General features: G+C 39.7%; 27 protein-coding genes and 1 riboswitch. All 27 genes read left to right on the forward strand.

Annotation, left to right across the window (positions count from 1 at the left end):
• Positions 1 to 17 precede the first annotated feature (17 nt).
• The 27 genes from ACIQXV_RS09865 to ACIQXV_RS09995 all read left to right on the forward strand — a co-directional run bounded on the left by ACIQXV_RS09865 (position 18) and on the right by ACIQXV_RS09995 (position 26,156).
• Positions 18 to 1,253, forward strand: a complete 1,236-nt coding sequence (locus ACIQXV_RS09865) for an acyl-CoA dehydrogenase family protein (RefSeq protein ID WP_402958312.1) — start codon at positions 18 to 20, stop codon at positions 1,251 to 1,253.
• Positions 1,254 to 1,330: 77 nt separating this feature from the next.
• Positions 1,331 to 2,755, forward strand: a complete 1,425-nt coding sequence (locus tag ACIQXV_RS09870) for an acetate--CoA ligase family protein (RefSeq protein ID WP_402958314.1) — start codon at positions 1,331 to 1,333, stop codon at positions 2,753 to 2,755.
• 112 nt (positions 2,756 to 2,867) lie between these two features.
• The gene (locus ACIQXV_RS09875) at positions 2,868 to 4,475 is read left to right on the forward strand and encodes an acetate--CoA ligase (protein ID WP_402958316.1); all 1,608 of its coding nucleotides are present in this window, start codon (positions 2,868 to 2,870) and stop codon (positions 4,473 to 4,475) included.
• Between the two features lie 10 nt (positions 4,476 to 4,485).
• Complete coding sequence (locus ACIQXV_RS09880; protein WP_402958318.1) at positions 4,486 to 4,914, forward strand: FAS1-like dehydratase domain-containing protein; 429 nt, start codon at positions 4,486 to 4,488, stop codon at positions 4,912 to 4,914.
• A gap of 15 nt (positions 4,915 to 4,929) precedes the next feature.
• Positions 4,930 to 5,343 (forward strand): MaoC/PaaZ C-terminal domain-containing protein, encoded by a 414-nt coding sequence (locus tag ACIQXV_RS09885; RefSeq protein ID WP_402958320.1) that lies wholly within the window; start codon positions 4,930 to 4,932, stop codon positions 5,341 to 5,343.
• A 354-nt stretch (positions 5,344 to 5,697) separates the two neighbouring features.
• The gene (locus ACIQXV_RS09890) at positions 5,698 to 6,198 is read left to right on the forward strand and encodes an AEC family transporter (RefSeq protein ID WP_402958322.1); all 501 of its coding nucleotides are present in this window, start codon (positions 5,698 to 5,700) and stop codon (positions 6,196 to 6,198) included.
• Between the two features lie 87 nt (positions 6,199 to 6,285).
• The gene (locus ACIQXV_RS09895; protein WP_402958324.1) at positions 6,286 to 7,482 is read left to right on the forward strand and encodes a M24 family metallopeptidase; all 1,197 of its coding nucleotides are present in this window, start codon (positions 6,286 to 6,288) and stop codon (positions 7,480 to 7,482) included.
• A gap of 392 nt (positions 7,483 to 7,874) precedes the next feature.
• Positions 7,875 to 9,179: an MFS transporter gene (locus ACIQXV_RS09900; RefSeq protein ID WP_402958326.1), complete on the forward strand. Its 1,305-nt coding sequence runs from the start codon at positions 7,875 to 7,877 to the stop codon at positions 9,177 to 9,179.
• 117 nt (positions 9,180 to 9,296) lie between these two features.
• Positions 9,297 to 10,055 carry a sigma-70 family RNA polymerase sigma factor gene (locus tag ACIQXV_RS09905; RefSeq protein WP_402958328.1) on the forward strand — a complete coding sequence of 253 codons (759 nt, stop codon included), beginning with the start codon at positions 9,297 to 9,299 and terminating at the stop codon, positions 10,053 to 10,055.
• Positions 10,056 to 10,111: 56 nt separating this feature from the next.
• Entirely contained in the window at positions 10,112 to 10,822 is a 711-nt protein-coding gene (locus tag ACIQXV_RS09910; RefSeq protein ID WP_402958330.1) for a FadR/GntR family transcriptional regulator, read from the forward strand.
• Positions 10,823 to 10,857: 35 nt separating this feature from the next.
• Positions 10,858 to 11,790 (forward strand): methylmalonyl Co-A mutase-associated GTPase MeaB, encoded by a 933-nt coding sequence (gene meaB / locus ACIQXV_RS09915; protein ID WP_402958332.1) that lies wholly within the window; start codon positions 10,858 to 10,860, stop codon positions 11,788 to 11,790.
• Positions 11,791 to 11,814: 24 nt separating this feature from the next.
• A complete protein-coding gene (locus ACIQXV_RS09920; RefSeq protein ID WP_402958334.1) occupies positions 11,815 to 13,524 on the forward strand; it encodes an acyl-CoA mutase large subunit family protein in 1,710 nt (569 codons plus the stop codon).
• 39 nt (positions 13,525 to 13,563) lie between these two features.
• Positions 13,564 to 13,956, forward strand: a complete 393-nt coding sequence (locus tag ACIQXV_RS09925) for a cobalamin B12-binding domain-containing protein (RefSeq protein ID WP_402958336.1) — start codon at positions 13,564 to 13,566, stop codon at positions 13,954 to 13,956.
• A gap of 114 nt (positions 13,957 to 14,070) precedes the next feature.
• Positions 14,071 to 15,465, forward strand: coding sequence for a phenylacetate--CoA ligase family protein (locus ACIQXV_RS09930; protein ID WP_402958338.1), 1,395 nt, complete (start codon positions 14,071 to 14,073; stop codon positions 15,463 to 15,465).
• Positions 15,466 to 15,548: 83 nt separating this feature from the next.
• On the forward strand, positions 15,549 to 16,286 hold the full coding sequence (gene fabG, locus ACIQXV_RS09935) for a 3-oxoacyl-ACP reductase FabG (RefSeq protein WP_402958339.1): 738 nt from the start codon (positions 15,549 to 15,551) through the stop codon (positions 16,284 to 16,286).
• Between the two features lie 111 nt (positions 16,287 to 16,397).
• Positions 16,398 to 16,589, forward strand: a riboswitch (cobalamin riboswitch).
• Positions 16,590 to 16,764: 175 nt separating this feature from the next.
• A complete protein-coding gene (locus ACIQXV_RS09940; protein WP_402958341.1) occupies positions 16,765 to 17,730 on the forward strand; it encodes an ABC transporter substrate-binding protein in 966 nt (321 codons plus the stop codon).
• The gene (locus ACIQXV_RS09945) at positions 17,696 to 18,754 is read left to right on the forward strand and encodes a FecCD family ABC transporter permease (RefSeq protein ID WP_402958343.1); all 1,059 of its coding nucleotides are present in this window, start codon (positions 17,696 to 17,698) and stop codon (positions 18,752 to 18,754) included. Before ACIQXV_RS09940 ends, ACIQXV_RS09945 begins: the two co-directional genes overlap by 35 nt.
• A gap of 6 nt (positions 18,755 to 18,760) precedes the next feature.
• Positions 18,761 to 20,227 (forward strand): adenosylcobinamide amidohydrolase, encoded by a 1,467-nt coding sequence (locus ACIQXV_RS09950; RefSeq protein WP_402958345.1) that lies wholly within the window; start codon positions 18,761 to 18,763, stop codon positions 20,225 to 20,227.
• Complete coding sequence (cbiB, locus tag ACIQXV_RS09955; protein WP_402958347.1) at positions 20,224 to 21,189, forward strand: adenosylcobinamide-phosphate synthase CbiB; 966 nt, start codon at positions 20,224 to 20,226, stop codon at positions 21,187 to 21,189. Before ACIQXV_RS09950 ends, cbiB begins: the two co-directional genes overlap by 4 nt.
• Positions 21,164 to 21,763, forward strand: a complete 600-nt coding sequence (locus ACIQXV_RS09960; RefSeq protein ID WP_402958349.1) for a bifunctional adenosylcobinamide kinase/adenosylcobinamide-phosphate guanylyltransferase — start codon at positions 21,164 to 21,166, stop codon at positions 21,761 to 21,763. The genes cbiB and ACIQXV_RS09960 overlap by 26 nt, the downstream gene beginning before the upstream one ends.
• A complete protein-coding gene (locus ACIQXV_RS09965) occupies positions 21,760 to 22,605 on the forward strand; it encodes a cobyric acid synthase (protein WP_402958351.1) in 846 nt (281 codons plus the stop codon). Before ACIQXV_RS09960 ends, ACIQXV_RS09965 begins: the two co-directional genes overlap by 4 nt.
• The gene (gene cobS, locus ACIQXV_RS09970) at positions 22,602 to 23,393 is read left to right on the forward strand and encodes an adenosylcobinamide-GDP ribazoletransferase (RefSeq protein WP_402958353.1); all 792 of its coding nucleotides are present in this window, start codon (positions 22,602 to 22,604) and stop codon (positions 23,391 to 23,393) included. Before ACIQXV_RS09965 ends, cobS begins: the two co-directional genes overlap by 4 nt.
• On the forward strand, positions 23,363 to 23,962 hold the full coding sequence (locus ACIQXV_RS09975; RefSeq protein WP_402958355.1) for a histidine phosphatase family protein: 600 nt from the start codon (positions 23,363 to 23,365) through the stop codon (positions 23,960 to 23,962). Before cobS ends, ACIQXV_RS09975 begins: the two co-directional genes overlap by 31 nt.
• Positions 23,914 to 24,348, forward strand: a complete 435-nt coding sequence (locus ACIQXV_RS09980; RefSeq protein ID WP_402958357.1) for a bifunctional adenosylcobinamide kinase/adenosylcobinamide-phosphate guanylyltransferase — start codon at positions 23,914 to 23,916, stop codon at positions 24,346 to 24,348. Before ACIQXV_RS09975 ends, ACIQXV_RS09980 begins: the two co-directional genes overlap by 49 nt.
• A 13-nt stretch (positions 24,349 to 24,361) precedes the next feature.
• Positions 24,362 to 24,946 carry a cob(I)yrinic acid a,c-diamide adenosyltransferase gene (locus ACIQXV_RS09985; protein WP_402958358.1) on the forward strand — a complete coding sequence of 195 codons (585 nt, stop codon included), beginning with the start codon at positions 24,362 to 24,364 and terminating at the stop codon, positions 24,944 to 24,946.
• Complete coding sequence (locus ACIQXV_RS09990; protein ID WP_402958360.1) at positions 24,946 to 25,440, forward strand: ECF transporter S component; 495 nt, start codon at positions 24,946 to 24,948, stop codon at positions 25,438 to 25,440. The genes ACIQXV_RS09985 and ACIQXV_RS09990 overlap by 1 nt, the downstream gene beginning before the upstream one ends.
• Positions 25,437 to 26,156: an ATP-binding protein gene (locus ACIQXV_RS09995; RefSeq protein ID WP_402958362.1), complete on the forward strand. Its 720-nt coding sequence runs from the start codon at positions 25,437 to 25,439 to the stop codon at positions 26,154 to 26,156. The genes ACIQXV_RS09990 and ACIQXV_RS09995 overlap by 4 nt, the downstream gene beginning before the upstream one ends.
• The last annotated feature ends 21 nt before the right edge of the window (positions 26,157 to 26,177 follow it).

A 26,177-nucleotide genomic window follows, 5' to 3' on the forward strand; every position in this document is an offset into this window, starting at 1 on the left:
GTAAAGGAGATTGAAAAATGGACTTTAGATTAACTGATGAGCAAAGAATGGTACAAGAAACTGTCCGCAATTTTGTCGAAAAGGAACTAATGCCGCTCGAAAACGAAGTTCTAAGAAGAGAACGCGAAGGTGATCGGCGCGGACTTAGCGAAGAAGAAATTCGCAGACTGCAATACAAAGCAAAAGATATTGGATTTTGGGGAATTAATGCCCCCGAAGAATATGGTGGAGCCAATTTGGATCCGGTAATGGCAGGATTAATTGATATGGAACTTCATCGGACATTCGTTCCGTTTGAATTTGGAGGACACGCCCCTAATATTCTTTATATAGCGCTTAATGAAGAACAAAAAAAGCGATATTTATTACCGATTGTGGAAGGAAAACGTCAAGCCTGCTTTGCGTTGACTGAATCCAGCTCTGGTTCAGACCCTGCTTCTATGTCAACAACAGCCGTTAAACAGGGAGATGAATGGATTATTAACGGTGAAAAGATTTTTATTACCTATGGTAACCATGCTGATTTTGCCATCTTGTTTGCAGCGACAGATAAGACAAAAGGCAGAGATGGAGGCATTACTTGTTTCCTAGTCGATCGCGACATGGGGTGGCGATCTGAACGTATTGAGACAATGGGTGGAGGATGGCATGATCCTGCAACACTCGTTTTTGAAAATGTTCGGGTGCCAGAGGAGAATGTGATTGGTGAAGTAGGTGACGGCTTTAAATATGCAATGACGTTTATTAATCATAATCGTGGCTGGGTTATTCCTTCATGGTGTATCGGCGGTGCAGAGAGACTGTTAAATATGGCCATTGAATGGTCAAATAACCGGGTTTCATTTGGAAAACCGCTTGCAGAAAGACAAGCCATTCAATGGATGATTGCTGATTCTGCTACTGAAATTGAAGCTGCTAAATGGATATTCTTACGTGCTGCGTGGATGGCAAAAGAAGAAGGCTCATGGAAAGACGGTAAAGATAGTATTCAGTTCCGCCACCAATCCTCTATGTCAAAATTATATTCAACAAATATGATTAATAGAGTCGTGGACCGAGTGATGCAAATTCATGGTGGAATTGGCTATACGAAAGAATCTCCTATTGAACGTTGGTATCGTGAGGTGCGGGTATGGCGTATCTTCGAAGGATCTGACGAAATGCTTCGTCGTTCTATTGCTACTAATTTACTTAATGACAAGGTCAAGCAAGGGGAGTTAATGAAGGCAGGAAGCAGTGTTGTCATGAGTTGATAAAAACTTATTTTCTTTTGAAACCGTTCACAATAAGGGATATCCCAAATTAAAACGTATTGATTGGTGGAGGGGAAATGAAGTCGCAAATTGAAACGCTAAGACCTTTAATTGATCCGAAAAGTATTGCAATAATTGGAGCAACTTCAGACTTAACAAAGATTGGTGGACGTCCACTCAAAGCCACGATAGATTTTAACTATCAAGGAAGTATTTATCCTGTAAATCCAAAATATAAGGAGATTGCTGGCTTAACATGCTATCCATCTATTAGCGAAGTACCAGGTGAGATTGATTTAGCCCTGATCATCGTTCCAGGTTCCAAAGTATTAAGTACGGTTAAGGAATGTGGAGAGCGGGGAGTTCGTTCGGTCATTGTCATGAGTTCGGGATTTGCAGAAGTAGGGGGTGAAGGAGCAGAAATTGAAGCAGAAATGGTACGTATTGGTAAGGAACATCAAATGAGGATCTGCGGTCCAAATACAGTAGGAATGTTCAATTTACTAACGGGAGCCATAGGGAATTTCGGTGTTGCGCCTCATTTAGGAAGTGTACCTAAAGGCAGAATAGCTATTGTTAGCCAGAGTGGAGCGTTATGTGCTTTTATCTATACTTTGGCTGCGCAAAGACAAATTGGTTTAAATTATTTTGTTGGAACTGGAAACCAATCAGATGTTGATGTAGCTGACTGTATTGCCTATTTTGCGGAAGATCCAAACACGGACGTCATTGCTTGTTATATTGAAGGGATTGAAGATACAGAAAAATTACGCCAATCCTTAGAGCTAGCTAGAAACAATATGAAGCCTGTAGTCGTATTCAAGGTCGCCCGAGGTGAAAATGGTAAAAAGGCTTCCTTATCTCACACTGCTACTCGCGTAGGCCCTAACAGTGATTACGATTCAATCTTTAAGAAAAATGGAGTGTATCAGGTAGATAGTATTCAAGAAATGTTAGATGTTTCCTATGCATGTTCGAATGGTATTTTGCCAATAGGTAAACGTGTTGCAGTTCTTAGTATATCTGGTGCCATTGCTGTAATGTATGCAGATCAACTGCCGGAATTAGGTTTAATTGTTCCTCAAACAGACTCAGATGTTAAAAAGCAGCTCTTAGAATTAATTCCTTATGCGTCTGCTAATAATCCAATTGATATGACAGCACAATTAGTAAATCAACCTCATCTCATGGGAGAGTTTATGAAAATCGTGTTAGGTAATGGTTCCTACGATATGGTTCTAACGTATATTTCAGATCTTGGTTATAATAAAACTATTTTGGAACAGTTTTTAAAAGGAATTGAAGAAGTTCAAGTATCACATCCTAACATACCAGTTCTTATGTCAACCGTGGTCACACCGGAAACAGTTAAAATGATACATGATAGAAAAATAGCTGTATATAATGACCCATTAAGCATGGCTAAGGCAGCAAAAGGTTTAGGTGAAATAGGCGAACACTTTGCTTCTGTTAATACTGAACAACCTAATCCTATAATTTAAGTATTTGAAGCTCCTATTAAAGCCTTGATAGTTTGTTACTGTCAAGGCATGTTTCATTAAATAGATAGTTTAACATTCTTTGCGTCTTTTGCAGATAAGTGGAGGTTAAAATATGGTTGAAGAATCTGATTTAATCGCCCCAGAATACTATAACATGGTTGGGGACATCGATCGCCATGGCGATGGAGAAACTAAGGTCGCTATTTATTGGGAGGATAATGCAAATCATTCAAGGGTCGTAACCTATCAAGAGTTACGGGAATTATCCAATAAATTTGGAAATGCCTTAAAAAGTATGGGGTTAAAAAAAGGGGACACGGTTATTATTATACTCCCGCGTATACCAGAGACGTACATTACTTATGTAGCTGCGCTGAAGCTGGGATTGGTAGTTTCACCAGGTACAGAAATGTTAAGACAAAAGGATTTGCTATATAGGATTAAACATTCTCAAGCAAAAGCGATCATTTGCCACCATTCTTTAGCGGAGAAAATGAATGAAATTCGTCCAGAAGTAAAAAGCCTAAAATATTTTATTGTGATTGGCGAGGAAGTCGCAGGTTGGGAGAATTACGAAATATTAATTCAAAAAATGTCTTCAGAATTGAAAATCGTTCAAACACGTTCAGATGATATGGCTTTCCTAAATTATACATCAGGTACAACAGGTAATCCAAAGGGCGTTATTCATCAACATAGTTGGGCATATGCTCATCAAGCCGTTTCTACAAAATTCTGGTTGAATCTGCGATCCGATGATGTTGTTTGGTGTACAGGAAGTCCTGGATGGGCAATGTGGCAACAAAACGCTTTTACATGCACCTTGGGAGTGGGAGCTTCAAGTGTCTCATATCTAGGAAGACTAAATGCGGAAAAGTACCTGGAATTATTAGATAAGTACAAAGTAAATGTTTTATGTACGACACCAACAGAATACCGACTAATGGCGAAATCAAGTGGATTAGACCAATATAGGCTACCTTCTCTGAGAAATACGCTCAGTTGTGGTGAACCACTAGATCACCAGGTTACTGAAACATTTAAGAAATATTTTAATGTACAGGTTAGAGATGGGTATGGACAAACTGAAAATACATTACTTGTTGCTACATTAGACGGCATGAAAGCAAAAACAGGGTCAATGGGAAAACCAACCCTAGGCAACAAGGTAAGCATTATTGATGAAAGTGGAAATCCAGTACAAGTTGGTCAAGTCGGAATGATTGCTGTCTATCGTAGTGTGCCATCTTTATTTAAAGGGTATCTCAATGATCCTGAACGCACTTCAGCAGCATTTCGTGGTGACTGGTATATCACCGGGGATCTGGCTAGGATGGATGAAGATGGGTATTTTTGGTTTGAGGGTCGATCAGATGATATTATTGTCAGCTCTGGGTACACAATTGGACCTTCTGAAGTTGAAGAGGCTTTAAACAGACATAATCTTGTAAAGGAATGTGCTGTTGTGGCTAGTCCTGATCAAGTGCGGGGCTTCATTGTAAAAGCTTTTGTGGTTTTAGAGGAAGATATTATTGCTACTGATGATCTCGTTAAGGAACTGCAAGAACATGTGAAAACTTTTACCGCGCCATATAAATACCCGCGAGAAATTGAATTTGTTTCATCCCTACCAAAAACCGTATCAGGTAAGGTTAGAAGAGGAGAATTGCGTGAAATAGAAAAGAAAAGAAAACTATTCGAAACACAAAATTTATCGTAGGAGTATGAAGATGATAGATAGCTTACTAAATGGAAGAAGAAGTGATGAATTTGAATTTGAAGTGGAAAAAGGCGCTATACGGGTTTTCTCCGATGCGTTGGGTTTGGATAACCCATTGTATAGAGATGAAGAGTTTGCAAAACAACAAGGGTACAATAGTTTAGTTGCCCCGCCTACATTTCCTTGGAAGTTTATTCTCAGTATGTTGAAGCCCGTAATTAGCGTAGGTATGATTCGATCGGTTCATGGAGGACAGGAATTTCATTATGAACGTCCAATTGTGGCGGGAGATGTAATACGTTGTACGATTGAACCAGTCGAGATTTTTGAAAGAGAAGGAAGGTCGGGAATGCTTACCTTTTATATTCTTGAAACACGAGGAGTAGATGTAAATAGCAATTTAGTTTTCCAATCAAAAACCACCATTATTGATCGTTAAAAGGGAGGGATTCGGATGGTTAAAGAATGGAATGAGCTACAATTGGATGAAGAACTTGAATTTGTTACACCACCGATTGAAAAAGTTCAGTTAGTAAAATACTCTGGAGCGGCCGGGGATTACCATATGATCCACCATGATGATGAGCTTGCAAAAGAAGTTGGATTACCGGGTATTATTGTGCACGGTATGATCAGCATGGGGGTCCTAGGCGAATTTGTTAGTCAAATTGTCGGCAATCATGGCTTCGTTAGCGATTTGCAAGTTCGCTTTATTGGTATGGTTTTTCCAGGTCAATCCCTTACCTGTCGAGCTAAAGTGGTAGGAAAGTGTGAGTCTAAGAAAAAGGTGGACTTTAAAGTTTCTGCTGAAGTGACGTCCGATAATGTAGCCTCTGTGGGAAATGTCAGCGCTATATATTTTGCATAGAGTTAAAGGGGACATGTAATATCCTCAATTTAATATAAAAAAAATTAAGAATCAGAATATAAAATGAAAAAATTATTAATTGGAAAGAAATGCACTTTCCGATTATACTATTACTAGGTTATTTGATATCAGAATATTGCAATAATGTGATCATTGACACCAATTAGATACAGTAAGTTGAAGGTAACTTTAAAATGAATAAGGTGATAAATTGAATTTAGATGTGATATTTCCGGTGATGATCATTTTATTTGTTGGGTACTTATTTGGAAAATTTACTGATATCGACCCATCTCCTATATCTAATATGCATTTACGTTAGCTATCGTAATTGTGGTTATGAATTTTATTTTGATGTACTCGTTAGGTATCTATTTTGCTTCATTTTCAAGGAATAATTGGAAAAAGGCACTAAAGAAATTATTCCTTTTACCAACTACATACGCTTCAATTCTTGCGATAGTTGTAAATGTCTTCGGAATTGAGATACCAGACTTTTTATTTAATCCTATTAGTATGGTTGGAGAAGTAATGATTCCACTTGCTCTAATTCTATTGGGCATTCAACTTTCAAGAACAAATTTTAAAGGATATTTAAGTGCAACAATAGTATCTGGTTTATTGAAAATCATAATAGCACCAATAGTGATATTTGCAACAGTTTATTCCTTAGGTATAGGTGGTATTCTAGCTAAAGTTTTAATTATTCAGCATTCAATGCCAACTGCAGTAATTATGACAATTATTGCGAATGAATATAATTCTGGTCCAGAGATGGTAGCGAATACAACATTTATCACGACTTTAGCAAGTTTCTTTTCAATTACTGCTCTTCTATACTTATTAAATGTTTAATATGGTTAATTTTATTGTATTTTTTAATATATTAATAAAATTGCTATTGCCTAAAGCTATAAAACACTCATGAAAGGTGTGAGGCCAGTGAGGAAAAATGATGAAATTTTTCAAATACGGATAAAAAACCTGCAGAAAAACTTAAAATTAAATAATATTAGTGCTGCACTCATTATGTATTCTAGAGATCTGTTTTATTATTCCGGGACGGCCCAGCCGTCAAATTTATTTATTCCCGAAAGTGGTGAACCAATCCTTTTCACCAGAAGGGCACATGAAATGACAAAAGAGGCCACTTGGATGGCCCAAACGTTCCAAGCAACTAGCATGAAAGATATGCTTTCCATCCTTAGTGATCTAAATGTATTGCCCCAAAAGGGAAGCCATATTGGGGTCCAAAAGGATGTATTACCAACAAATATTGGCTTTAGTCTCCAAAAGAATTTACGTGATTACACTATAGTTAACGTTTCGAAATTGATTATGCAGCAGCGTTTGGTAAAAGACTTCACAGAGATTGAGAGCATTAGAAAGTCAATTGAATTATGGAAGGAAGGCCATAAGGCAATATTACGTACCTTAGAAACAGGGATGACAGAATATGAATTAGCTGCCAATATGGAGTATGCCGTGAGGAAAAATGGTGGGGATGGTGTTGTTTGGTTTCGACGCTGGGATGGATGTTTACCAGGCGGTGGCATAGTTACTTCAGGTCCAAATGCCTGGGAAGTTTCTGGGCATGCCATGACAGTAACAGGAATTGGAATGAGCGAAAGTTTACCGTGGGGGGCTTCAAAACGAAAAATTCAAACAGGTGACCTTGTGGTGGTTGACTATGGAATATGTAGGGAAGGCTATCATGCAGATATGGCACGTACTTATTGTTTAGGTAAACCATCTGTTAAACAACTGGATCTATGGAATCGGTTAGTTGAGCTGCATTTAAGTGTAATTGATAAAATAAGACCTGGTGTAACGGGAGAAGAATTGTATTTATTTGCTGAACAATTGGCAAAAAACGAAGGGTTATTAGAAAATTTTATGGGTGTAGGAAACAGTCGTGGTAAATATATCGGTCACTCAATTGGTTTAGAAATAGATGAAGATCCAGTTTTAGGTTTGGGTTTTACACAACCGCTGCCTGATGGTGCCGTTATTACTATAGAACCTAAATTTATGGTACCAGGTCTTGGAGCGGTAATGATAGAAGACGATATTTTAATTACTAAGACCAGTTATGAGATATTGAGTACAATTGATCGTGAATTATTTTATACAGAATAAGGGATTTGGTGGTGGAATAGAAAAAGTTAAGAAGCTTTTATAGTATATGATTTATCATTTACAAAATAGTTAAAATATTTATAAAAGATTTAAAATTTGAAATATTGTATTGACAAGTAAAATAGAATCCCTTAACATAATAAACAAATTAGGTTGTTTGTCAGACAAACGGATTAACCTACTTTTAGCTCCTTCTAGCTTATTCATCAAGTATCCTGCAAAATTCATCTAGACACCTCATAAATTTCACACTCATGTCGTAACTTTGTACATTTAATTGTCAGCGCTTTCAATAGCTCGTAGAAAAGGAGGGAAATAGAACCACTAATTAATGAATAGTAGAATATGGAAGAAGGCAAAGGATAATTGAATAAAGGAGATGGTACTATTTTATGACAAGTCCACTGTCTGGAAATGCAGAGGTTAAAGTCCCTGGTCCGAAAATGAATAGGAAGATCAAGGCACGTTGGGTCGTCATGTTTTTTATCTTTTTAAGTACAGTCCTTGCCTATACTGATCGCTCTAATATTTCAATAGTTGCCGTCACGATGATGGAGCAATTTGGCTGGAACGAACAACAATTTGGACTTCTTGCATCAGCCTTCTTTGTCGGCTATATTTTGCTAGGAATACCGGCAGGGTGGATGTCGGACAAATGGGGCGGAGTTAAATTTCTTGCAATTGGGGTAGTACTTTGGTCAGTATTTACGATCCTTACACCTTTAGCCTGGAGTTTTGCTTCCATCTTGGTCATTCGCTTTTTACTCGGAGTGGGTGAAGCTGTAAATTTCCCATCACATACCTCGGTAGTTTCTAAATGGTCGCCGAAACATTCTAGAGGACGCTGGCAGGGTCTCAATATGTCAGGGATGGCAATTGGGGTCATGATTACCGCACCGATTACAACATGGCTGACTACAAAATTCAATTGGCATGCTTCCTTTTATCTCTTTGGAATCTTAGGTATTATTTGGGCGATTATTTGGATAAAAATTGCCACCGATAACCCAAAAGACCACCCATTCATCACTCCTGAAGAATTAGCAGAAATGAAAGACGAAAGGACTGCTGAAGAAAGTAAGAAGGTCAAAATTCCATGGTCGAAACTATTCCGTGTAAAAGAAGTCTGGGGCATTACCTTGATCTATTTCTTTCAAAATTACAATTGGTACCTATATCTGACCTGGCTTCCAGCCTATTTCATGAAGGAAAGAGGCTTTACGATGTTGAAAGTGGGCATATACGGTGCGCTCCCATGGTTAGGAGCATTTATTGCGATGAACCTGGCCGGACTCTTATCAGATCGTTTGTCCAAAAAATATTCTCTTACACAATCAAGAAGAATTCCTATGTATATTTCATTTTTAGGAACAGCTATTTTCATGGCATTAGGCGCCTATACTCCTAATGAATGGGCTGCACTTGCTTATATTACTCTTTCTGTAACATGCCTAGGCATTAACTTTACGATGTTTTGGACATTGCCAATCGATATTGGTCCGAAAACAGCAGGAACTTTATCCGGAATTATGAACACTTCCGGAACAGTCGCAGGCATCATTGCACCTGCATTAACAGGATTTTTAATTGTTTCTTTAGGATCCTGGCAGTATGTTTTATTTTTAGGTGCGGCACTTGCCTTAATTGGTGCCATCTTAACACGTTTTATGGTCTCCGCAAACCAAGTGTTAGATTAAAAGTATAGCAGTTTGTTGGTCAAGAATCATGACAAGTACCGCTCCCCCTTTCATATTATCATAGTGGCGGGAAAATTTAAAATCTTGACCAACTTTTTAAAAATAGGAGAGAAAATCATGTTTTTGCTAAATAAAAATATTTTGTCTTATGCAAAAGAAAATAAGACTTTCTTAAATGAATTAATACAGTCTGATGAGGCGAACAAGTTTGTAAAGTATGTCATAAAGGATTATACAAAGTCTCCAGCAAAATTTATGGCTGTCAACAAAGTGGAATGGGAAGATTTACTTCAATCCGCATACATTGGTCTTTTTAATGCGATTCGAAAGATGGATTTATCGCACACTCCGAATGAATGGGTAAGTTACACCTACCTGTCTATTCAGGGGGAATTAAGAAATTTTTCAAGATCTAATAATTCAAACATGATCGTGATTCCGCAACGGATTCGGGAGCTTTATCCAAAATATAAAAGCTTTCATAGTGAGTATTGGATCAGCCATCAAACAGACCCTACCATTTCAGAAACAATGAAACACTTTGACATAAGCAAGGATGATGCCTTTGCCCTTGTTTATGGGATGCAGGAAGTAATTTATCAAGAATACAAAACCATTTACAGCAACAACCGGGACAATGAACCGCTCTTAAACGTAAGAACAAAAGCTCAAAGTGTAGAGGATCAGGCAATTAATAATATTTTGGTGAAAATGTACATGGATTATTTGAATGAAAAACAACGAAAAGTCGTCCATCTTCATTATTTTAGAGGATATAGTAAGACGGAGATTTCCAAAATGATTGGCTGTTCACAGGCCATGGTACACAAACATCTAACGAATGCATTCAATCATATAAGAAAATGTTGTTCGTAAGTCTACTCCCTTTGTCTGACAATCCTACAATACATAAAAAGGAGAGAGGGATCTGTATGTTTACTGTCATAAATAAAAAGAAAAAGTTTGAAGAAGTGTTAGATCAAATAAAGAAGCTGCTGATTACAAAGAAATTGAAAATCGGTCAGAAACTGCCTAACGAAATTGAGCTTTCTGAATCGATGGGAATCAGCCGTTCCTCACTTAGAGAGGCGTTTAAGGTTTTAAGTGTTTTAGGGATCATCGAGGGAAAATCGGGTGAAGGAACGATTATTAAACAGGCTGACCCGGAAAATTTAAAAAATATCATGTCATTAGTTGCCATCTCAAAAGGGTTAAATACAAATGAATTGTTTGAAGTTCGGACTATTTTGGAAATGGGAGCAGTAAAATTTACCGCTGAAAGAAGAAATGAAAAGGATTTACAAAGAATCGAAACCATTTTGCAGGAGATGGACCAATTAAGTTACGAAGACGAAGAAGAGCAGGCTAAATATGACTTTCTATTCCATCAATCTATTGTCTCTGCCTCTCAAAATAAAATGCTGCAAATTTTGGTTGAGGTGATTTCAGATTTGTTAGGTGAACAAATCAAAACAACTAGAAGTGAATTGTCAAGGTCACCAGATATATTGAAACGTTTCCAGGAAGAGCATTGGTTAATCTACAAGGCAATTGTGAATAAGGATTCAGAGGAAGCAGAGCGAGTAATTTCTTCGCATTTAACATGTGCACAAGCTGAACTTATCCAAAAAAAGGTTGAATAGTCCAATTTTTTTTAATAAGGGGGGTTCCTAGAAAAATGCCAAAATGGCTAGAGAAGAAAGACAATCTTACCTTAGGTAAATTACTTAAGGAAGTAGAAAATCAAACTCCACTAAGTACCGAAATACTTAAATCCTGCTATTCCAATGAAAGTAAAGCCCATATCGTTGGAATTACTGGCCCCCCTGGTGCCGGTAAAAGTACATTAGTCAGTAAACTTTGTAAAGCTTTTGCAGCACAAGGCTTAAAGATTGCTGTGGTTTGCGTTGATCCAACTAGTCCATTTACGAATGGTGCTCTGTTAGGTGATCGAATAAGAATGCAAGAACTTGCCAAACTTCCGGATGTTTTTATTAAAAGCCTTGCTACAAGGGGAAATCTCGGAGGTTTAGCAGCCTCAACGGCAGATATTGTCCAGGTCTTCGGCGCTTTTAAAATGGACCTCATATTAATTGAAACAGTCGGAGTAGGACAGATAGAGTTTGATGTTTTGGAAGTCTCTGACACTGTCATACTCGTAAATGTTCCGGGTTTGGGGGATTCATTGCAGACCTTGAAAGCAGGGATTATGGAGATTGCTGATGTTTTTGTCATCAACCAAGCCGATCGGCCAGGAGCTGATGAAAGTGTGAAGGATTTGAGATTGATGGTTAGAGAATCCGGAAGAAAGGATTGGGATTTACCGATTCTTAAGACCGTAGCAACTAGAGATGAAGGGATAAAAGAGTTAGTGGAACAAATTTTTAATCACAAATCCTTCTTGTTACGTTCAGGCTCATGGAAGGAGAAGCGGCAAACAAGAAATATGACAAGATTAAATCATATGATTTTACATTTGCTTACCACTAAAGTTGATGAATTGACTCAAACAGATGAATACATCAAGAGTCAGATTCAAGATGTAAGAAGTGGAAATATTGACCCTTTTACGGTTTCACATGAGATTGTCAATCAATTAGTTTCAAAATAAAAAACATTTTATTTGGAGGTAACTATGGTAAACAATACGACGAATCTAAGCCAAAAGAAACTTTTTGATCAAGAGGTCATTCAGGTAATTGAAGCGCAAAAAGAGCGCTGGCAAGGTAATACAGTAAAAGGAAAAGATGGTGAAGGGAACTATTATTCTGATTCAGGAATTCCAGTTAACCTGCTCTACACTCCCGAAGATATTAAAGATATCGATTACCTGAAAGATATTGGTTTTTCAGGAGAAGCGCCATATGTTCGCGGAGTCTACCCGAATATGTACCGCGGCAGGCTGTTTACCGTTAGGCAAATTGCCGGTTTTGGAACACCGGAGGATACGAATGAACGCTTTAAATTCTTATTAAAAAATGGTGCCACAGGGACGAGTGTTGTGTTGGATCTTCCTACAATCCGCGGCTATGATTCAGATGATCCGGAAGCTGAGGGGCACGTTGGAGCGGCAGGGGTTGCTATTGACTCAATTGAAGATATTGAGGCGTTGTATGAGGGAATTCCTATTGATGAAATTTCCAGCAATATCGTCACCCATCTCCCAAGCACAACGGTCGTGTTAATGGCTATGTTTGCGGCAATGGCAGAAAAGAAGGGAATCCCTTTAGAGAAACTTTCCGGCACCAATCAAAATGACTTCTTAATGGAAACAGCAATTGGAAGTTCGCTCGAGGTTCTACCGCCGAAAGCTTCTTTTCGATTACAATGTGATGCCATCGAGTATGCCAGTAAGAATCTTCCTAGATGGAATCCTGTAAGTTACAATGGCTACAATTTACGGGAAGCCGGAACAACCGCGGTTCAAGAAGTTGCCTGTGCCATTGCCAATGCCATTGCGACTTCAGAAGAGTTAATCAGAAGAGGGAATAAAATTGATGATTTTGCCAAACGATTATCATTTTTCTGGAATCTATTTAATGACTTCTTTGAGGAAATTGCCAAATGCCGTGCCTCTAGACTTGTGTGGCATGAAGTGATGAAGGACAGATTTAATGCGCAGCACCCTAAATCTCATCTTATGCGATTCCATGTTCAGACAGCAGGAATTACGTTGACAAAGGTTGAACCGCTCAATAATATTGCCCGATCTGCGATTCAAGGACTTGCTGCTGTATTAGGCGGTGCCCAGTCCTTACATGTTGACTCTTATGATGAAGCATATTCCGCTCCAACAGAAGAATCCGCACTTATTTCAATAAGAACGCAACAAATTATCCAAGCAGAAACGAATGTAGTAAATACCGTTGACCCGCTGGCTGGTTCCTATTTTGTTGAAAAATTAACACAAGAAATGGCCCAGCGAATTCGCGATTATATAGCTGAAATTGAATCAAGGGGCGGCTTGGTTTCGGTGGTGGAAACAGGCTGGTTGCATCGTGAAATATCTAATTTTGCCTATGAAATGCAGAAGGATATTGAGAGTGGCAAGCATAAAATTGTTGGGTTGAATTACTTCCCTACAGAACAGAGTAAAACAAAAGTAGAAGTGTTTAGGTATCCTGAATCTGCCGAGAAGCGCCAAAAAGAAAAATTAGAAAAACTCCGTCAAAAGAGAAATCAAGAAAAAGTCGAGCATGCATTAAATGTGCTGCGACAAAAATGCCATGAAGATGTTAATCTCATGCCGTATATTAAGGCAGCCGTGATCGAATATGCCACTTTAGGGGAAATTGAAGAGGTTTTTCGTGAGGAATTTGGGTTATGGCAGTTCCCATTAGCTTAGGATTCAGGTCAATCAGGAAAATAAAAGGAGGACTTCTATATGCAAGTTAAAGTTGTAATGGCGAAATTAGGTTTAGATATCCATTGGCGCGGTGCTTTGGTCGTTTCTAGAATGCTGCGGGATGAGGGGATGGAAGTGGTGTATTTAGGCAATCAATTTCCTGAACAGATTGTGGATGCAGCGATTCAAGAAGGTGCGGATGTTATTGGATTAAGTACACTCGGTGGAAATCATTTGACATTAGGGCCAAAGGTTGTCCAAATAGCCAAAGAAAAGGGTGTTGAATCCTTAGTGATCATGGGCGGGGTCATTCCTGAAGACGATATTCCATTACTGAAAGAGGCCGGCATTGCAGAAGTATTTGGCCCTGAAACTAGAATTGAAAGTATTGCCGATTTTATCCGATCCAACGTAAAGCACGGCGTTTCCTAAAGAATCGAAGGTGGTGAGAATCTTCCTCACCACCTTTGGCAGCCAAGAATTTTATTTAGCTAGAAAATTTTTAAGATACGGAAGTCAAATTAAACGTAAAGGGTGAACAATAAAATGCAAAAAACTGCTCTTTTGCAGCAATGGCCGCCAAAATATGATACTCAATATATCCCGGATGTGAATGAAAAATTTTGGTATAAAGACATAGAAACCGCTTCGAAAGAGGAACTTGATGAGTTGGTATTTTATAAATTAAAGAAAGTCATGGAGTATGCTTTTAAACATTCTGATTTCTACAAACGAAAATGGAGTAAAGTAGATTTTCATCCAGATGATATTAAGAGTTTAAAAGAATTTGACCAAGTTCCGATCACGACAAAAGCAGAGGTACGACAAGATTTACTGGAGAATCAGCCGTTTGGTTCAAATGTTTGCATTCCTTTTTCTGAAGTACATCGGATTCAAGGAACTTCAGGAACAACTGGAAAACCAACTGTCTTTTCCTTTGGCAAGGATGATTGGGAAAGGATTGCCCATCAGCACGCCCGAATTATGTGGAGTTTTGGAATGAGACCCAGTGACTTAGTGTTTATTGCCTCACCGCTTAGTCTCTATATAGGAAGCTGGGGAGCTTTAATTGGTGCTGAAAGGCTCGGGGCAAAAACCTTTCCATTTGGCGCAGGGCAGGCAGGGCAAACAGAGAAAGCAGTATCTTGGCTTAAGGAGGTAAAACCGACAGTATTTTACGGTACTCCCTCCTATGCTTTGTATCTAGCAGAAAAGGCCAAAGAATTAGGAGTTGACCCAAAAGAATTCGGTTTTAGAATATTGTTTTTTTCAGGTGAACCTGGAGCGGGAGTTCCCTCTACTAAGAAAAAAATTGAAGAGACCTTTGATGCCATCTGTATAGACTCTGGGACAATGGCAGAAGTGACGCCATGGATGAGCAATACAGAATGTGAGCATCGTAAAGGGGTTCATTTATGGCAGGATGTCGTTTATACAGAAGTAGTCGATCAACAGAGCAAAAAACTAGTTCCATACGGGGAAGAAGGAGTACCGGTATACACTCCACTGGAAAGAACCTCTCAGCCGTTAATCCGCTATTGGTCCGGAGATTTAACAACTTGGACTGATGAGCCTTGTCCTTGTGGGCGGGTCTACCCAAGACTGCCTAAAGGTATTTATGGCCGGATTGATGATATGGTCACTGTTCGGGGTGTAAATGTGTATGCAAGTTTATTGGAAAATGTAATAAGAAAAATTGACGGGCTTGGTGAAGAGTTCGTTATGATTGTTACCCGGGATAATATTATGGACGAAGTAACAATCCAATGCGAAACGTTGGGGACCAGAAGCAATCAAGATCTAAAAAAGCAAATTTCTAAGGAACTCAAACGCGAAGTCGGGGTTACATTTAATATTGACCTACTTCCAATCGGCACATTGGAAAGAACCCAATTTAAAGCGAAGCGAGTCATTGACAAACGAAACTTTAAGGAATCGTAGTACCTCCTTCATGTAAATGAATTTTTCGAAGGGTAACACAATCCATTCACTACTAATCTATTATCTATTTTCAGGAGGCCATTATGAAACTCAAAGGAAAAGTTGCTATTATAACGGGTGGAGCAAATGGGATCGGCAAAATTACGGCTAAGAAATTTTTGCAAGAAGGTGCCGCTGTTATCATCAGTGATGTGAATCCAGATGCAGGACTAACAGCAGTCAACGAGTTAGAAGAATATGGATCTATTACATTTATTCAATGTAATGTGACAGACTCAAAGCAAATTCATTTGATGGTAAATGAAACGGTCGATAAATATGGAAAAGTTGATATTTTAGTTAATAATGCTGGAATTACGATTGATGGATTGCTGACAAAAATGGACGAGGGATCATGGGAAAAGGTAATCTCTGTCAACCTAACTGGTGTGTTTAAATGTACAAAAGAAGTGGTTCCGATAATGATAGAGCAGGGAGAGGGAGTCATCCTTAATGCTTCTTCAGTAGTTGGAATTCACGGCAACATCGGTCAAACAAATTATGCTGCAACAAAGGCTGGTGTCATCGGATTAACAAAAAGTTGGGCAAAAGAATTTGGACCAAAAGGAATCCGTGTCAATGCAGTAGCACCTGGGTTTATTGTTACTGATATGACTGCTAAAGTACCACAAAAAATACTCGATTTAATGGAGGCCAAAACTCCTTTACGTAAGTTGGGTAAACCTGAAGATATTGCATCTGCGTACTTATATTTAGCCTCTGATGATGCGAGTTTTATTAATGGTACTATTCTTAGTGTTGATGGAGGTCTTGTCATCTAGAGAAACAAAAAGAATCGATTAGAGATCTAAATTTTTTAAAGGATTGCTTTTCCGCTTTAAAGCAGAAAACTATACAAATGTTAAAATTTATATAATAATAGACTTAACAAAAAATGAATAATGGAAATAGGTGCTAGTGAGTCTTTAACGACTTTTAGCTTAAAAGGGAAGTTGGTGAGAAACCAACGCGGTCCCGCCACTGTAAATGGGAGCAACCTATATTTTGTCACTGTCTAATTGGATGGGAAGACATAGGATGCGATGATCATGAGCCAGGAAACCTGCCTAATTCTTGTGCGCCAATAAACCTACGAGGATAGGGAGGTGTTGAGGCTAGTGCCCTATTACTTTTTATGAGTAATGGAAATCTAATCGTACCAACATCTTCATTAGTATGGAGATGTTTTTTTATTGCCACTAGCAGGACTTCTTTTTTGTTACTTACATTTTAACTACACAGAAAGCAGGGAGAAGAAACATGAAGAAATGGTATGCACTATTATTTGCCGTATTATTAGCAGTAGGAGTTTTAGCAGGCTGTGGGGAAAAGAAAGAGCAAGTTAAAGAGGACAATACTACTGGTGTTGAGAAAAAAGCGGAAGTTGCCTTTCCAGTTACCATTAAAGATGCATCAGGGAATGACGTCGTTTTAGAAAATAAGCCTGAAAAAATCGTCTCTTTGATCCCAAGTAATACGGAAATTGCCTACGCGTTAGGTGCTGATAAAGAAATTGTCGGTGTTTCTGATTTTGATAATTATCCTGAAGAGGTAACGAAAAAAGAGAAAATAGGCGGTATGGAAGTTAATCTTGAAAAAATAATCTCTTTACAGCCAAATTTAGTATTAGCCCATGCCTCTACTGCACATAATTCTGAAGCAGGCCTTCAGCAGTTAAAAGATGCCGGAATTGCCGTCCTCGTTGTGAATGATGCACAAAATTTTGACCAAGTGTTTGATTCTATCAGTATGATTGGTAAAGCTACTGGAGAAGCGAAGAAAGCGGACGAGCTTATTCAAGGGATGAAGGAAAAATTAGCTGAAATTAAGGAAAAGGCAAAGGACATAAAAGAAAAGAAAACCGTATTTATTGAAGTATCACCTGCGCCAGATATTTTTACAACTGGGAATAATACGTTTATGAATGAAATGTTAACCGTGATTAATGCCGAAAACCTTGCAAACGATCAAGAGGGCTGGATCCAGCTTGATCAAGAAGAGATCATTAAACGAAATCCGGATGTAATCATCACTACATATGGCGGCTATGAAGAGGCAAAACCAGCTGAGCAAGTGTTAGGCAGAAAAGGCTGGGAAAATGTCAACGCAGTAAAAAATAAGCAAGTAATCGACGTAGATTCCGATCGAGTGACACGCTCAGGTCCTAGAATCGTTGAAGGAGTAGAAGATCTTGCAAAGGCTATTTATCCAGAAGTTTTTAAATAATAAATATGTAGCTTTTCCATTAGCAGGAATTTTTCTGTTGATCTCTATGTTACTTGGTATCTCCATCGGAACTGTTTCGGTTCCGGTGGGGACGATTATTCACATTATCATGGCAAAGCTATTTGGGTTTCTTTCACTTGATTCCATTGATCCGATGTATACGAGTATTGTGTTGAATATTCGCCTGCCAAGGGTGATATTAGCGGGTCTTGTGGGAGCGTCCCTTGCAATTGCGGGGGCGGCATTTCAAGGTCTGTTAAGAAATCCGTTAGCTGATCCGTATACATTAGGGGTCTCATCCGGCGCTTCCGTCGGGGCGGTTCTGACGCTGTTCTTTCATTTATCTATCCCATTTATCGGGATATTCACATTGCCATTACTAAGTATCCTATTTTCTTTTTTGACCATTTTCCTCGTTCTTGCCTTTGCCAGGAAAATTGAACGGTCCATGAGAGTAGAAACGATTATTTTAACAGGAATTATTTTTAGCTCCTTTTTAGGCGCCTTTATTTCACTTATGATTGCACTAACAGGAGATGAGTTACGGCAAATTATTGGCTGGCTCTTGGGAAGTGTATCGATGAGAGGCTGGGAATACATAAAAATTATTTTGCCGTTTTTTGTCATTGGGTCGGCCATCCTGATGCTTAATGCAAAGGAATTAAATGCAATGTCGTTTGGGGAAGAGAGAGCACACCACCTTGGGGTCAATGTTCAAAAAAGGAAGCTCATCATTTTATCAGCCGGTTCAATTTTAACAGGAGCTGCGGTTGCCGTTTCCGGAACGATTGGATTTGTTGGGCTGGTCATTCCCCATCTTTCAAGAATCTTGTGGGGGCCAGACCACCGCTACCTTCTTCCGTTATCGATCCTGACAGGAAGTGGATTCTTAATCTTAGCCGACCTTCTGTCGCGAACGATTATTTCACCTACTGAATTACCAATTGGGGTGATAACCGCTTTAATTGGGGCGCCGGTATTTGCGGTGATCCTGCTGCAGAGAAAAAGGATGGAAAGAAGTTGATAGAAAATGCTCAGTGTTCAGCACGTTTCAGGTGGATATGGAGATGAGTCTGTATTAAAGAACATTTCGTTTGATGTAAATCAAGGGGAGTTGTTCGGGGTATTAGGGCCAAATGGCAGCGGAAAAACAACTCTGTTAAAAATGATTAGCGGGATCTTGCCGATTAAACAGGGTGAGATTTATATTAGCGGAAAAAAGCTGCAGGAATATGGCATTAAGCAGCTTGCGCAAATGGTGGCGGTTCTTTCCCAGCATTCTTCCCAAACATTCTCCTATACTGTTAAAGAAACCGTATCACTTGGAAGATATGCGCATCAAAAGGGCTGGTTTCAAACCTGGTCGGATGAGGATGAAGCGGTCGTCCAAAGGGTAATGGACCAGACCGGCATTTCCTCCTTTCAACATAAAAATATACAGGCGTTATCAGGCGGTGAAAAGCAAAGGGTATTTCTTGCCCAGGCCCTTGCCCAAGAGCCGGAAATCCTGCTATTGGATGAACCGACAAATCACTTAGACCTATCGTATCAGAAAGAATTGTTAGACCTTTTAAAGTTATGGACAATGGAAAAAGGATTAACTGTAATCTCGATCTTCCATGATTTAAATCTTGCTGGATTATACTGCGACCGCTTGCTCCTGCTCGAAAAGGGGACCATTAATATAAATCATATTCCTAACGAAGTTCTTAAAGAGGATCGAATCAGGGATGTTTATCATACAAAAATTCAAAGGCATCCCCATCCAAAGGTGGCTGCACCGCAAATGGTGTTACTGCCTGATGTAAAACAGGAAATGGAGCATATTGAAATCACTGAAGCAATGGTATGCGTTTCAAGTGAGTTTATCGAACTAGAGTCTCCAGTTCCTTTAAGAACCATGTCTTCGGGCGTGGTTGGCTCAGGGACGGGCTGGCATCAAACATTTGTCAATCGTCATGTGAGTAAGGAATATAATTGTGATGATCATCGGGCGGAGATGGCTGACTTTTTAAAAACAAAAGGCTTTGAACCGTCGGCAACAGTGGGCATGATGACAGCGGTGTATCTCGAGGATGTGTTTTACCAGCGATTCGAACAGGAGGATTTCTCGATCTTTGTGGTTGTTACCGCCGGGGTGGGAAATGCGATTGATGCGTCGAAAAGTGAGCGGCATGTCTATCAAATGACACCGGGAACGATTAATACGTGGATTTTCGTTAATGGAGAGTTAACAGAGGAAGCCTTTATTCAAAGCATTATGACCGCTACGGAAGCAAAAGTAAAGGTGATGCATGATCTTGAGGTGCTAGATGAAGTTACAGGGACCATTGCTACCGGGACTTCAACTGATAGTATTTTAATTGCAGCCACGCAAACCGGAAAGGTGTTAGAATACGCCGGAACGATTTCTCCGTTAGGACAGCTAATTAGTAAGGCTGTATATCAATGTACGACAGAGGCAGTTAAGAAATCGAAAAAAAGGAAACAAACATGATCGTTTATCACTTAATCGCCATTACGTTTGCTTATATCATTGATTTGTTTGTCGGAGATCCCCCTCATTGGCCGCATCCGGTAAGATGGATCGGGAAGATGATCTCCTCATTTGAAAAGCGTTGGAATCACGGACAGTCTAAGAGATGGAAGGGAGTTTCAATGCTCCTTTTTGTCTTACTGTTTGTTTTTTCTCTTGTGTTGATTTTCGTTTTAATAGGATACAAGATTCATCCACTTGTTGGGGTATTTGTAGAAAGTATCATCATTTCGACAACCATTGCGCAAAAAAGCTTGAAGGAAGCGGCGCTTGAAGTCTATGATCCGTTAAAATCCGGGGACTTAGTGGCAGCAAGAACAAAACTTTCCTATATTGTCGGCCGCGATACGGAACAACTTGATGAAAGTGAAATAGCAAGGGGAACGATTGAAACCGTTGCTGAAAATACAAGTGATGGCGTGACAGCACCTTTGTTCTGGGCACTTATTGGCGGGGCACCGCTAGCGATGGTTTACCGGGCAGCAAATACGTGTGACTCGATGGTTGGGCACATGAATGAAAGATATAAAGAGTTTGGCTGGGCATCTGCGAAATGGGATGATGTGATGAATTGGATTCCAAGTCGCCTGACAGGAATCATCATGCTGCTTGGAAAACGTCCGGAAAGGACCAGCTATCAAAAAGCTTGGGCGATCTTGTTCCGGGATGCGAAAAAGCATCCGAGCCCAAACAGCGGCTGGGGGGAAGCAGCGGTTGCGGCCATTTTAGGCATTCAACTTGGCGGCAGAAACTATTACAAAGGGATGATCTCTAATAGAGCAAAAATGGGGGAGCCTCTTAACCCGATACAATCGGATCACATCCTAAAGGCGAATGCAATTTTAGGGAGAACTGTTTTCTTATTTTTACTATTATTATGGCTCGGAGGGATGCTCGTTGAATTGGCCGTCACATGGTTCTAATCCGCAATATCAATCATTAATCTTCATTACTGGCGGTGTCAGAAGCGGTAAAAGCAGCCTCGCGGAAAAACTAGCAATTGAGCGGAAGCGCAATAAAGATGGACAATTATATTATATAGCTACTGGTGTTCCATCTGATTCAGAAATGCAAAAACGAATTGAAATGCACCAGAAAGATAGACAAACTGGGGAATATCAATGGAAAACGATCGAAAAGCCTATTCAAATTGGAACTCTTGCTGATTCTATTTCTGACAATGATATTATTTTGTTAGATTGTGTTACAACACTGTTGAATAATGAACTATTTTCTACTGAACAAACCTGGAATGGGTCCTATTTAAAACAAATTAAAGAAGATATAATTACCGGGATTATCGCGATAAAAAATCGAGCCGGCACCATGATTGTGGTTAGTAATGAAGTATTACACGAGTCCCTGATGGGCTCAGAGCTCGTCTTTTTATATGGTCGCATGCTGGGACAAATCCATCAAGATTTAGTGAGAGAAGCGGATCAAGCTATTATCGTAGAAGCAGGGATTCCAATCATTAGGAAGGGAGCAGGACAATGAAAGGAGTCATGATTCAAGGTACTGCATCAGACGTCGGAAAAAGTTTAATTGTAACGGCATTGTGCCGAATCTTCGCCAATGAGGGAGTAAAAGTTGCTCCATTCAAATCACAAAACATGTCGAATTATTCCTATCTCACGGTTGACGGAAACGAGATGAGCCGGGCACAAGGAATTCAAGCGGAAGCTGCCCGAATCCGGCCGACAGTTTGGATGAACCCGATTTTATTAAAACCAAGGTCTGATCAGACTTCAGAGGTGGTTTACCTTGGAAAAGCAATTGAAACCTTTTCCGGCAAAGAGTATCGAGACCAATTTTATGAAAAGGGGATAGAGGTAATTAAGGAATCCCTAATTCAATTAGAAAGTGAATATGAAATGGTGGTAATCGAAGGGGCTGGCAGTCCAGTTGAACTTAATTTAAACGATAGCGAAATGGTCAATATGAAGGTTGCGGAATTGGCCGATGTACCAGTGGTGCTCGTGGCTGATATTGACCGGGGTGGAGTGTTTGCGAGTATTATTGGAACACTTGATCTATTAAAACCTTCAGAGAGGCAAAGGGTCAAAGGGATCATCATAAATAAATTCCGCGGTGATCTCTCGTTATTCGAGGATGGTATAAAACTAATAGAAGAAAAAACAGGCATTCCTGTATTAGGTGTCTTGCCATTTATCGAAAATCATATGATAGAAGTTGAGGATTCATTATCAGTGGCAACCGAAATTATGATTGAAAAAGATGGATCGGATGAAAGATTTGAGAAACTTGCCGATAATATGAAGCGCCACTTAAAATGGGATCTTTTAAAAGAGATCATCCATCAATGGGGGAGAAGATGATCAAAATCTTTAAAGGATTCTTGATCAACGTTCAATTTTTTACGGCACTGCCGTTTCCCTATGAATTACCGATGGATAAGGAACACCTACGAAAGGCTGTGCAAACTTTCCCACTCCTAGGTTTAGTTCAGGGGCTAATCTATTCAAGTCTATTTTATGTGTTCAATGAATTTACACCTTTTTCTCATATAGCTGTTGCTTTCATGCTTTGGCTGACTACAATTCTTCTGACAGGAGGAATTCATCTGGATGGCTGGATGGACGCGAGTGACGCTTATTTTTCCTATCAGAATCGAGAGAAACGATTGGAAATCATGAAGGATCCTAGAACAGGTGCATTCGGGGTCCTATCACTTGTCGTTTTATTAAGCTGCCGGTTTTTATTTATTTACGAAGGTACTTTGAATGTTGAATACGTAACTTACATCTTTATAATGGGAATCCCCTTTTTGAGTAAAAGTGTCATGGGTGTCCTGCTGTTAACGGTTAAATCAGCCAAAAATGAAGGATTGGGCTCATTATTTCAAAGCGCGGCAAAGCCTCGGGTACTATGGGTTTATCCGCTGTATATTGTCTTTTTTCTCATTATTATTCTGTTATATGAAAAAAGTAGCTTTCTTTTTGCTGTATTAGTTATTGCCGCTGCCGTCTGTGTTTTCATTTTTCGTCGGAAAGCTGTGAAATGGTTTGGCGGTATTACGGGGGATGTAGTGGGAGCATCAGTGGAAGGGACTGAGTTAATTCTGTGGATGACCGTGTGGTTATTGCATTATTTCGTCATGGTGTAACAGAAGAAAATAAACGGAAAGCCTATTTAGGCTGGAATGATTCTCCCTTATTGGCTGAGTCAAGAAAAATGTCACCGTTAAAAAGCTATGAATCCTATTTTAGCAGTGATTTGCAAAGATGCCTTTCCACATCAAACCTATTCTTTCCACATCAAAAACCTATAATAATAGAAGCTTTTCGTGAAATGAATTTCGGTGAATGGGAAGGGCAAACATACGAGGATTTAAAAGAAAACGAACGCTATCGCCAATGGCTGTCAGATCCGCAGAGTGTTTATCCACCTAAAGGAGAATCGTTTCATGAGTTTACTAGGAGGGTTCAGGCTGGCTGGAATAAGATGATTCAGATCGTTCTTTCGCAACAGCTAAAGAGCTGCGCGGTCGTCACCCACGGCGGAGTCATCAGATATCTTTTATCTATATATGCACCGGAAGAGAAAGACTTTTGGAGCTTTCAGGCTCAGCATGATCAAGGGTTTGAGCTTGTTTTTACGAGAGAATCCTTAAAGGGGGACAGACGATGCACTTCATTACTGGAGGTGCCTTTAATGGCAAACGAGCCTGGGTAAGAAAGAATTATTGTGGTAAAAAGGAAGAACAATGGTTATCTGCCTATGACAGTATTCCGCTTCCAGTCAAGTTACCGGAAAACAACCATGTTGTGACCGTTCTTGAGGGAATCGAATTATGGTTGAAAGAGTTAACGAAGCAATACGATTCTGACCGCTGCCGTGAAATTTGGATTAGATGTCTTGAGGATTGGAGTTCTTGGGAAAAGGCAAAGGCGGAACGAAAATTTATTGTGATTGGCACTGATATCACAAAAGGAATTGTCCCACTGGAAGAAGAAAATCGAGTATGGCGCGATGTAACTGGGTGGGCCTATCAGGATCTAGCAGCAAAATCAGACAAAGTCGATGTCATATGGTATGGATTAAACCAAACGATTAAATAAGGAGGAATTATTGATGAGAATTTATACAAGAACAGGCGACAAAGGGAAAACAAGTATTATCGGCGGCAGGGTAGATAAAGATGATACAAGAGTAGAAGCTTACGGAACTGTTGATGAAGTAAACTGCTTTGTTGGGCAGGCAATCCAAGAACTTGATCAGGAAATTTTCAAGGATGTCCTTCATGATCTTGAAAAAATTCAACACGAATTATTTGACTGTGGCGGTGACCTTGCAAATGTTTCAGAAAAGCGAGTGATGAAGCTTCAGCAAGAATCGATTGACTACCTGGAACAAAAAATTGATGAATATATTGAAGAGGCACCAGAATTGGAACGATTTATTTTACCTGGCGGCACAAAGCCTTCTGCTTCCATTCATATTGCACGGACGGTTACAAGACGAGCAGAGCGATTGGTTGTGACGCTAATGAAGGCAGATCCAAAAACACCTGAATTAGCATTAATGTACTTAAACCGACTCTCTGATTATTTTTTCGCTTTAGCAAGGGTCATCAACGCTCGCCTGCATGTCGGTGATGTGGAATACGAGCGCAGTGCTATCGTGTTTAGAGATGGAAAGCGGAAGGAGGGTCATTGATGAAAGGAAAGATGGTAAGCTCTCTTGCCATGTTAACGGCATTGTCTGCTGTTGGCGCTGCGATAAAAATCCCTGCAATTGTAGGCAGTGTTGCGTTGGATATCTTTCCGGCCCTAATCGCCGCTGCCTTACTTGGCAGCGGTGCAGGAGCCATCGTGGCTGCATTTGGTCATTTATTGTCCGCCGTAATAGGCGGCTTTCCTTTAGGCCCGATGCACTTTTTAATCGCAGCGGAAATGGCTGTACTTGTGTGGATTTTTGGAAGATTTTATCGAAACAGCCGTAAGATTTCGGCGGTTGTGCTCTTTATACTTGGGAATGCAATTGCTGCACCGCTGCCGTTTATATTTTTAATGAATCTAGGCTTTTATTTGGCAATTGTTCCGTCCTTGCTAATCGGTTCCATCCTTAATACAGGAATCGCCATAGTGGTTATTCCACGACTTTCTTCCATGTTCTTAGGAAAGTTAGTTAAGAATGAGGTAAAACCATGAGGGATATTATCACCATTTCTTTTAATAGTGAGGAATCCCTCATAATTGCTTGTGATAATAGCGGTGCGATTGGAATGAAGCAACAGGACTCTGTTCATGTACCATACGAAACGGTTGCCTATTACTCGTTTAGAGTGGCGGTCATGGAATGTATCGCTGCAGGGGCAAACCCCATTTCTGTCATTCTCCACAACTTTTGCGGAAATGAACCATGGGAAGAGCTCTTACAAGGCATCAAAAAAGGATTACGAGAACTTGGTTTGAAGGGTGTTTCCATTACAGGCAGTACGGAAAGTAATTTTTCTTTACTACAGTCTGCAGTTGGTTTAATTGTCATTGGGCGAAAATCCACTGGGAAAAAAAAGGAGTTCCCGTTCTCTGATAAAGTGAGATTTGCCGTAATAGGGCTGCCTTTAGTTGGTAATGAAGTGATGGATCAAACGGATGATATTGCACCTCTTTCCGTGTTTTACGAGATAAGTCATGCTAACGATGTGATGATCTGGCCTGTTGGCTCAAAAGGAATCTTAGCTGAGTTAAATCAGATATTTCCAAATGAAAGGTTTAATCAGGAAATGGTGAGCACAAGCGTGGATGTTGGAAAATCATCTGGTCCGTCGACATGTTTTATAGTTGTTTACCATGTCGATCAGGAAGAAAATGTAAGAATGATTGCGGGGCGCTTTTTCCTTCCGCTACAAATAAAAAGAAGATAATAAAGAAATAGCACGCCAAAT

The sequence above is a fragment of the Neobacillus sp. NPDC097160 genome (assembly GCF_044762155.1).
Lineage (GTDB): Bacteria > Bacillota > Bacilli > Bacillales > Cytobacillaceae > Neobacillus.

What these genes read in the sequence shown, in the direction of transcription:
- ACIQXV_RS09865 (WP_402958312.1), top strand. Translation starts at nt 18, where the DNA reads ATGGACTTTAGATTAACTGATGAGCAAAGAATGGTACAAGAAACTGTC.
- ACIQXV_RS09870 (WP_402958314.1), top strand. Translation starts at nt 1,331, where the DNA reads ATGAAGTCGCAAATTGAAACGCTAAGACCTTTAATTGATCCGAAAAGT.
- ACIQXV_RS09875 (WP_402958316.1), top strand. Translation starts at nt 2,868, where the DNA reads ATGGTTGAAGAATCTGATTTAATCGCCCCAGAATACTATAACATGGTT.
- ACIQXV_RS09880 (WP_402958318.1), top strand. Translation starts at nt 4,486, where the DNA reads ATGATAGATAGCTTACTAAATGGAAGAAGAAGTGATGAATTTGAATTT.
- ACIQXV_RS09885 (WP_402958320.1), top strand. Translation starts at nt 4,930, where the DNA reads ATGGTTAAAGAATGGAATGAGCTACAATTGGATGAAGAACTTGAATTT.
- ACIQXV_RS09890 (WP_402958322.1), top strand. Translation starts at nt 5,698, where the DNA reads ATGTACTCGTTAGGTATCTATTTTGCTTCATTTTCAAGGAATAATTGG.
- ACIQXV_RS09900 (WP_402958326.1), top strand. Translation starts at nt 7,875, where the DNA reads ATGACAAGTCCACTGTCTGGAAATGCAGAGGTTAAAGTCCCTGGTCCG.
- ACIQXV_RS09905 (WP_402958328.1), top strand. Translation starts at nt 9,297, where the DNA reads ATGTTTTTGCTAAATAAAAATATTTTGTCTTATGCAAAAGAAAATAAG.
- ACIQXV_RS09910 (WP_402958330.1), top strand. Translation starts at nt 10,112, where the DNA reads ATGTTTACTGTCATAAATAAAAAGAAAAAGTTTGAAGAAGTGTTAGAT.
- meaB (WP_402958332.1), top strand. Translation starts at nt 10,858, where the DNA reads ATGCCAAAATGGCTAGAGAAGAAAGACAATCTTACCTTAGGTAAATTA.
- ACIQXV_RS09920 (WP_402958334.1), top strand. Translation starts at nt 11,815, where the DNA reads ATGGTAAACAATACGACGAATCTAAGCCAAAAGAAACTTTTTGATCAA.
- ACIQXV_RS09925 (WP_402958336.1), top strand. Translation starts at nt 13,564, where the DNA reads ATGCAAGTTAAAGTTGTAATGGCGAAATTAGGTTTAGATATCCATTGG.
- ACIQXV_RS09930 (WP_402958338.1), top strand. Translation starts at nt 14,071, where the DNA reads ATGCAAAAAACTGCTCTTTTGCAGCAATGGCCGCCAAAATATGATACT.
- fabG (WP_402958339.1), top strand. Translation starts at nt 15,549, where the DNA reads ATGAAACTCAAAGGAAAAGTTGCTATTATAACGGGTGGAGCAAATGGG.
- ACIQXV_RS09940 (WP_402958341.1), top strand. Translation starts at nt 16,765, where the DNA reads ATGAAGAAATGGTATGCACTATTATTTGCCGTATTATTAGCAGTAGGA.
- ACIQXV_RS09950 (WP_402958345.1), top strand. Translation starts at nt 18,761, where the DNA reads ATGCTCAGTGTTCAGCACGTTTCAGGTGGATATGGAGATGAGTCTGTA.
- cbiB (WP_402958347.1), top strand. Translation starts at nt 20,224, where the DNA reads ATGATCGTTTATCACTTAATCGCCATTACGTTTGCTTATATCATTGAT.
- ACIQXV_RS09965 (WP_402958351.1), top strand. Translation starts at nt 21,760, where the DNA reads ATGAAAGGAGTCATGATTCAAGGTACTGCATCAGACGTCGGAAAAAGT.
- cobS (WP_402958353.1), top strand. Translation starts at nt 22,602, where the DNA reads ATGATCAAAATCTTTAAAGGATTCTTGATCAACGTTCAATTTTTTACG.
- ACIQXV_RS09980 (WP_402958357.1), top strand. Translation starts at nt 23,914, where the DNA reads ATGCACTTCATTACTGGAGGTGCCTTTAATGGCAAACGAGCCTGGGTA.
- ACIQXV_RS09985 (WP_402958358.1), top strand. Translation starts at nt 24,362, where the DNA reads ATGAGAATTTATACAAGAACAGGCGACAAAGGGAAAACAAGTATTATC.
- ACIQXV_RS09990 (WP_402958360.1), top strand. Translation starts at nt 24,946, where the DNA reads ATGAAAGGAAAGATGGTAAGCTCTCTTGCCATGTTAACGGCATTGTCT.
- ACIQXV_RS09995 (WP_402958362.1), top strand. Translation starts at nt 25,437, where the DNA reads ATGAGGGATATTATCACCATTTCTTTTAATAGTGAGGAATCCCTCATA.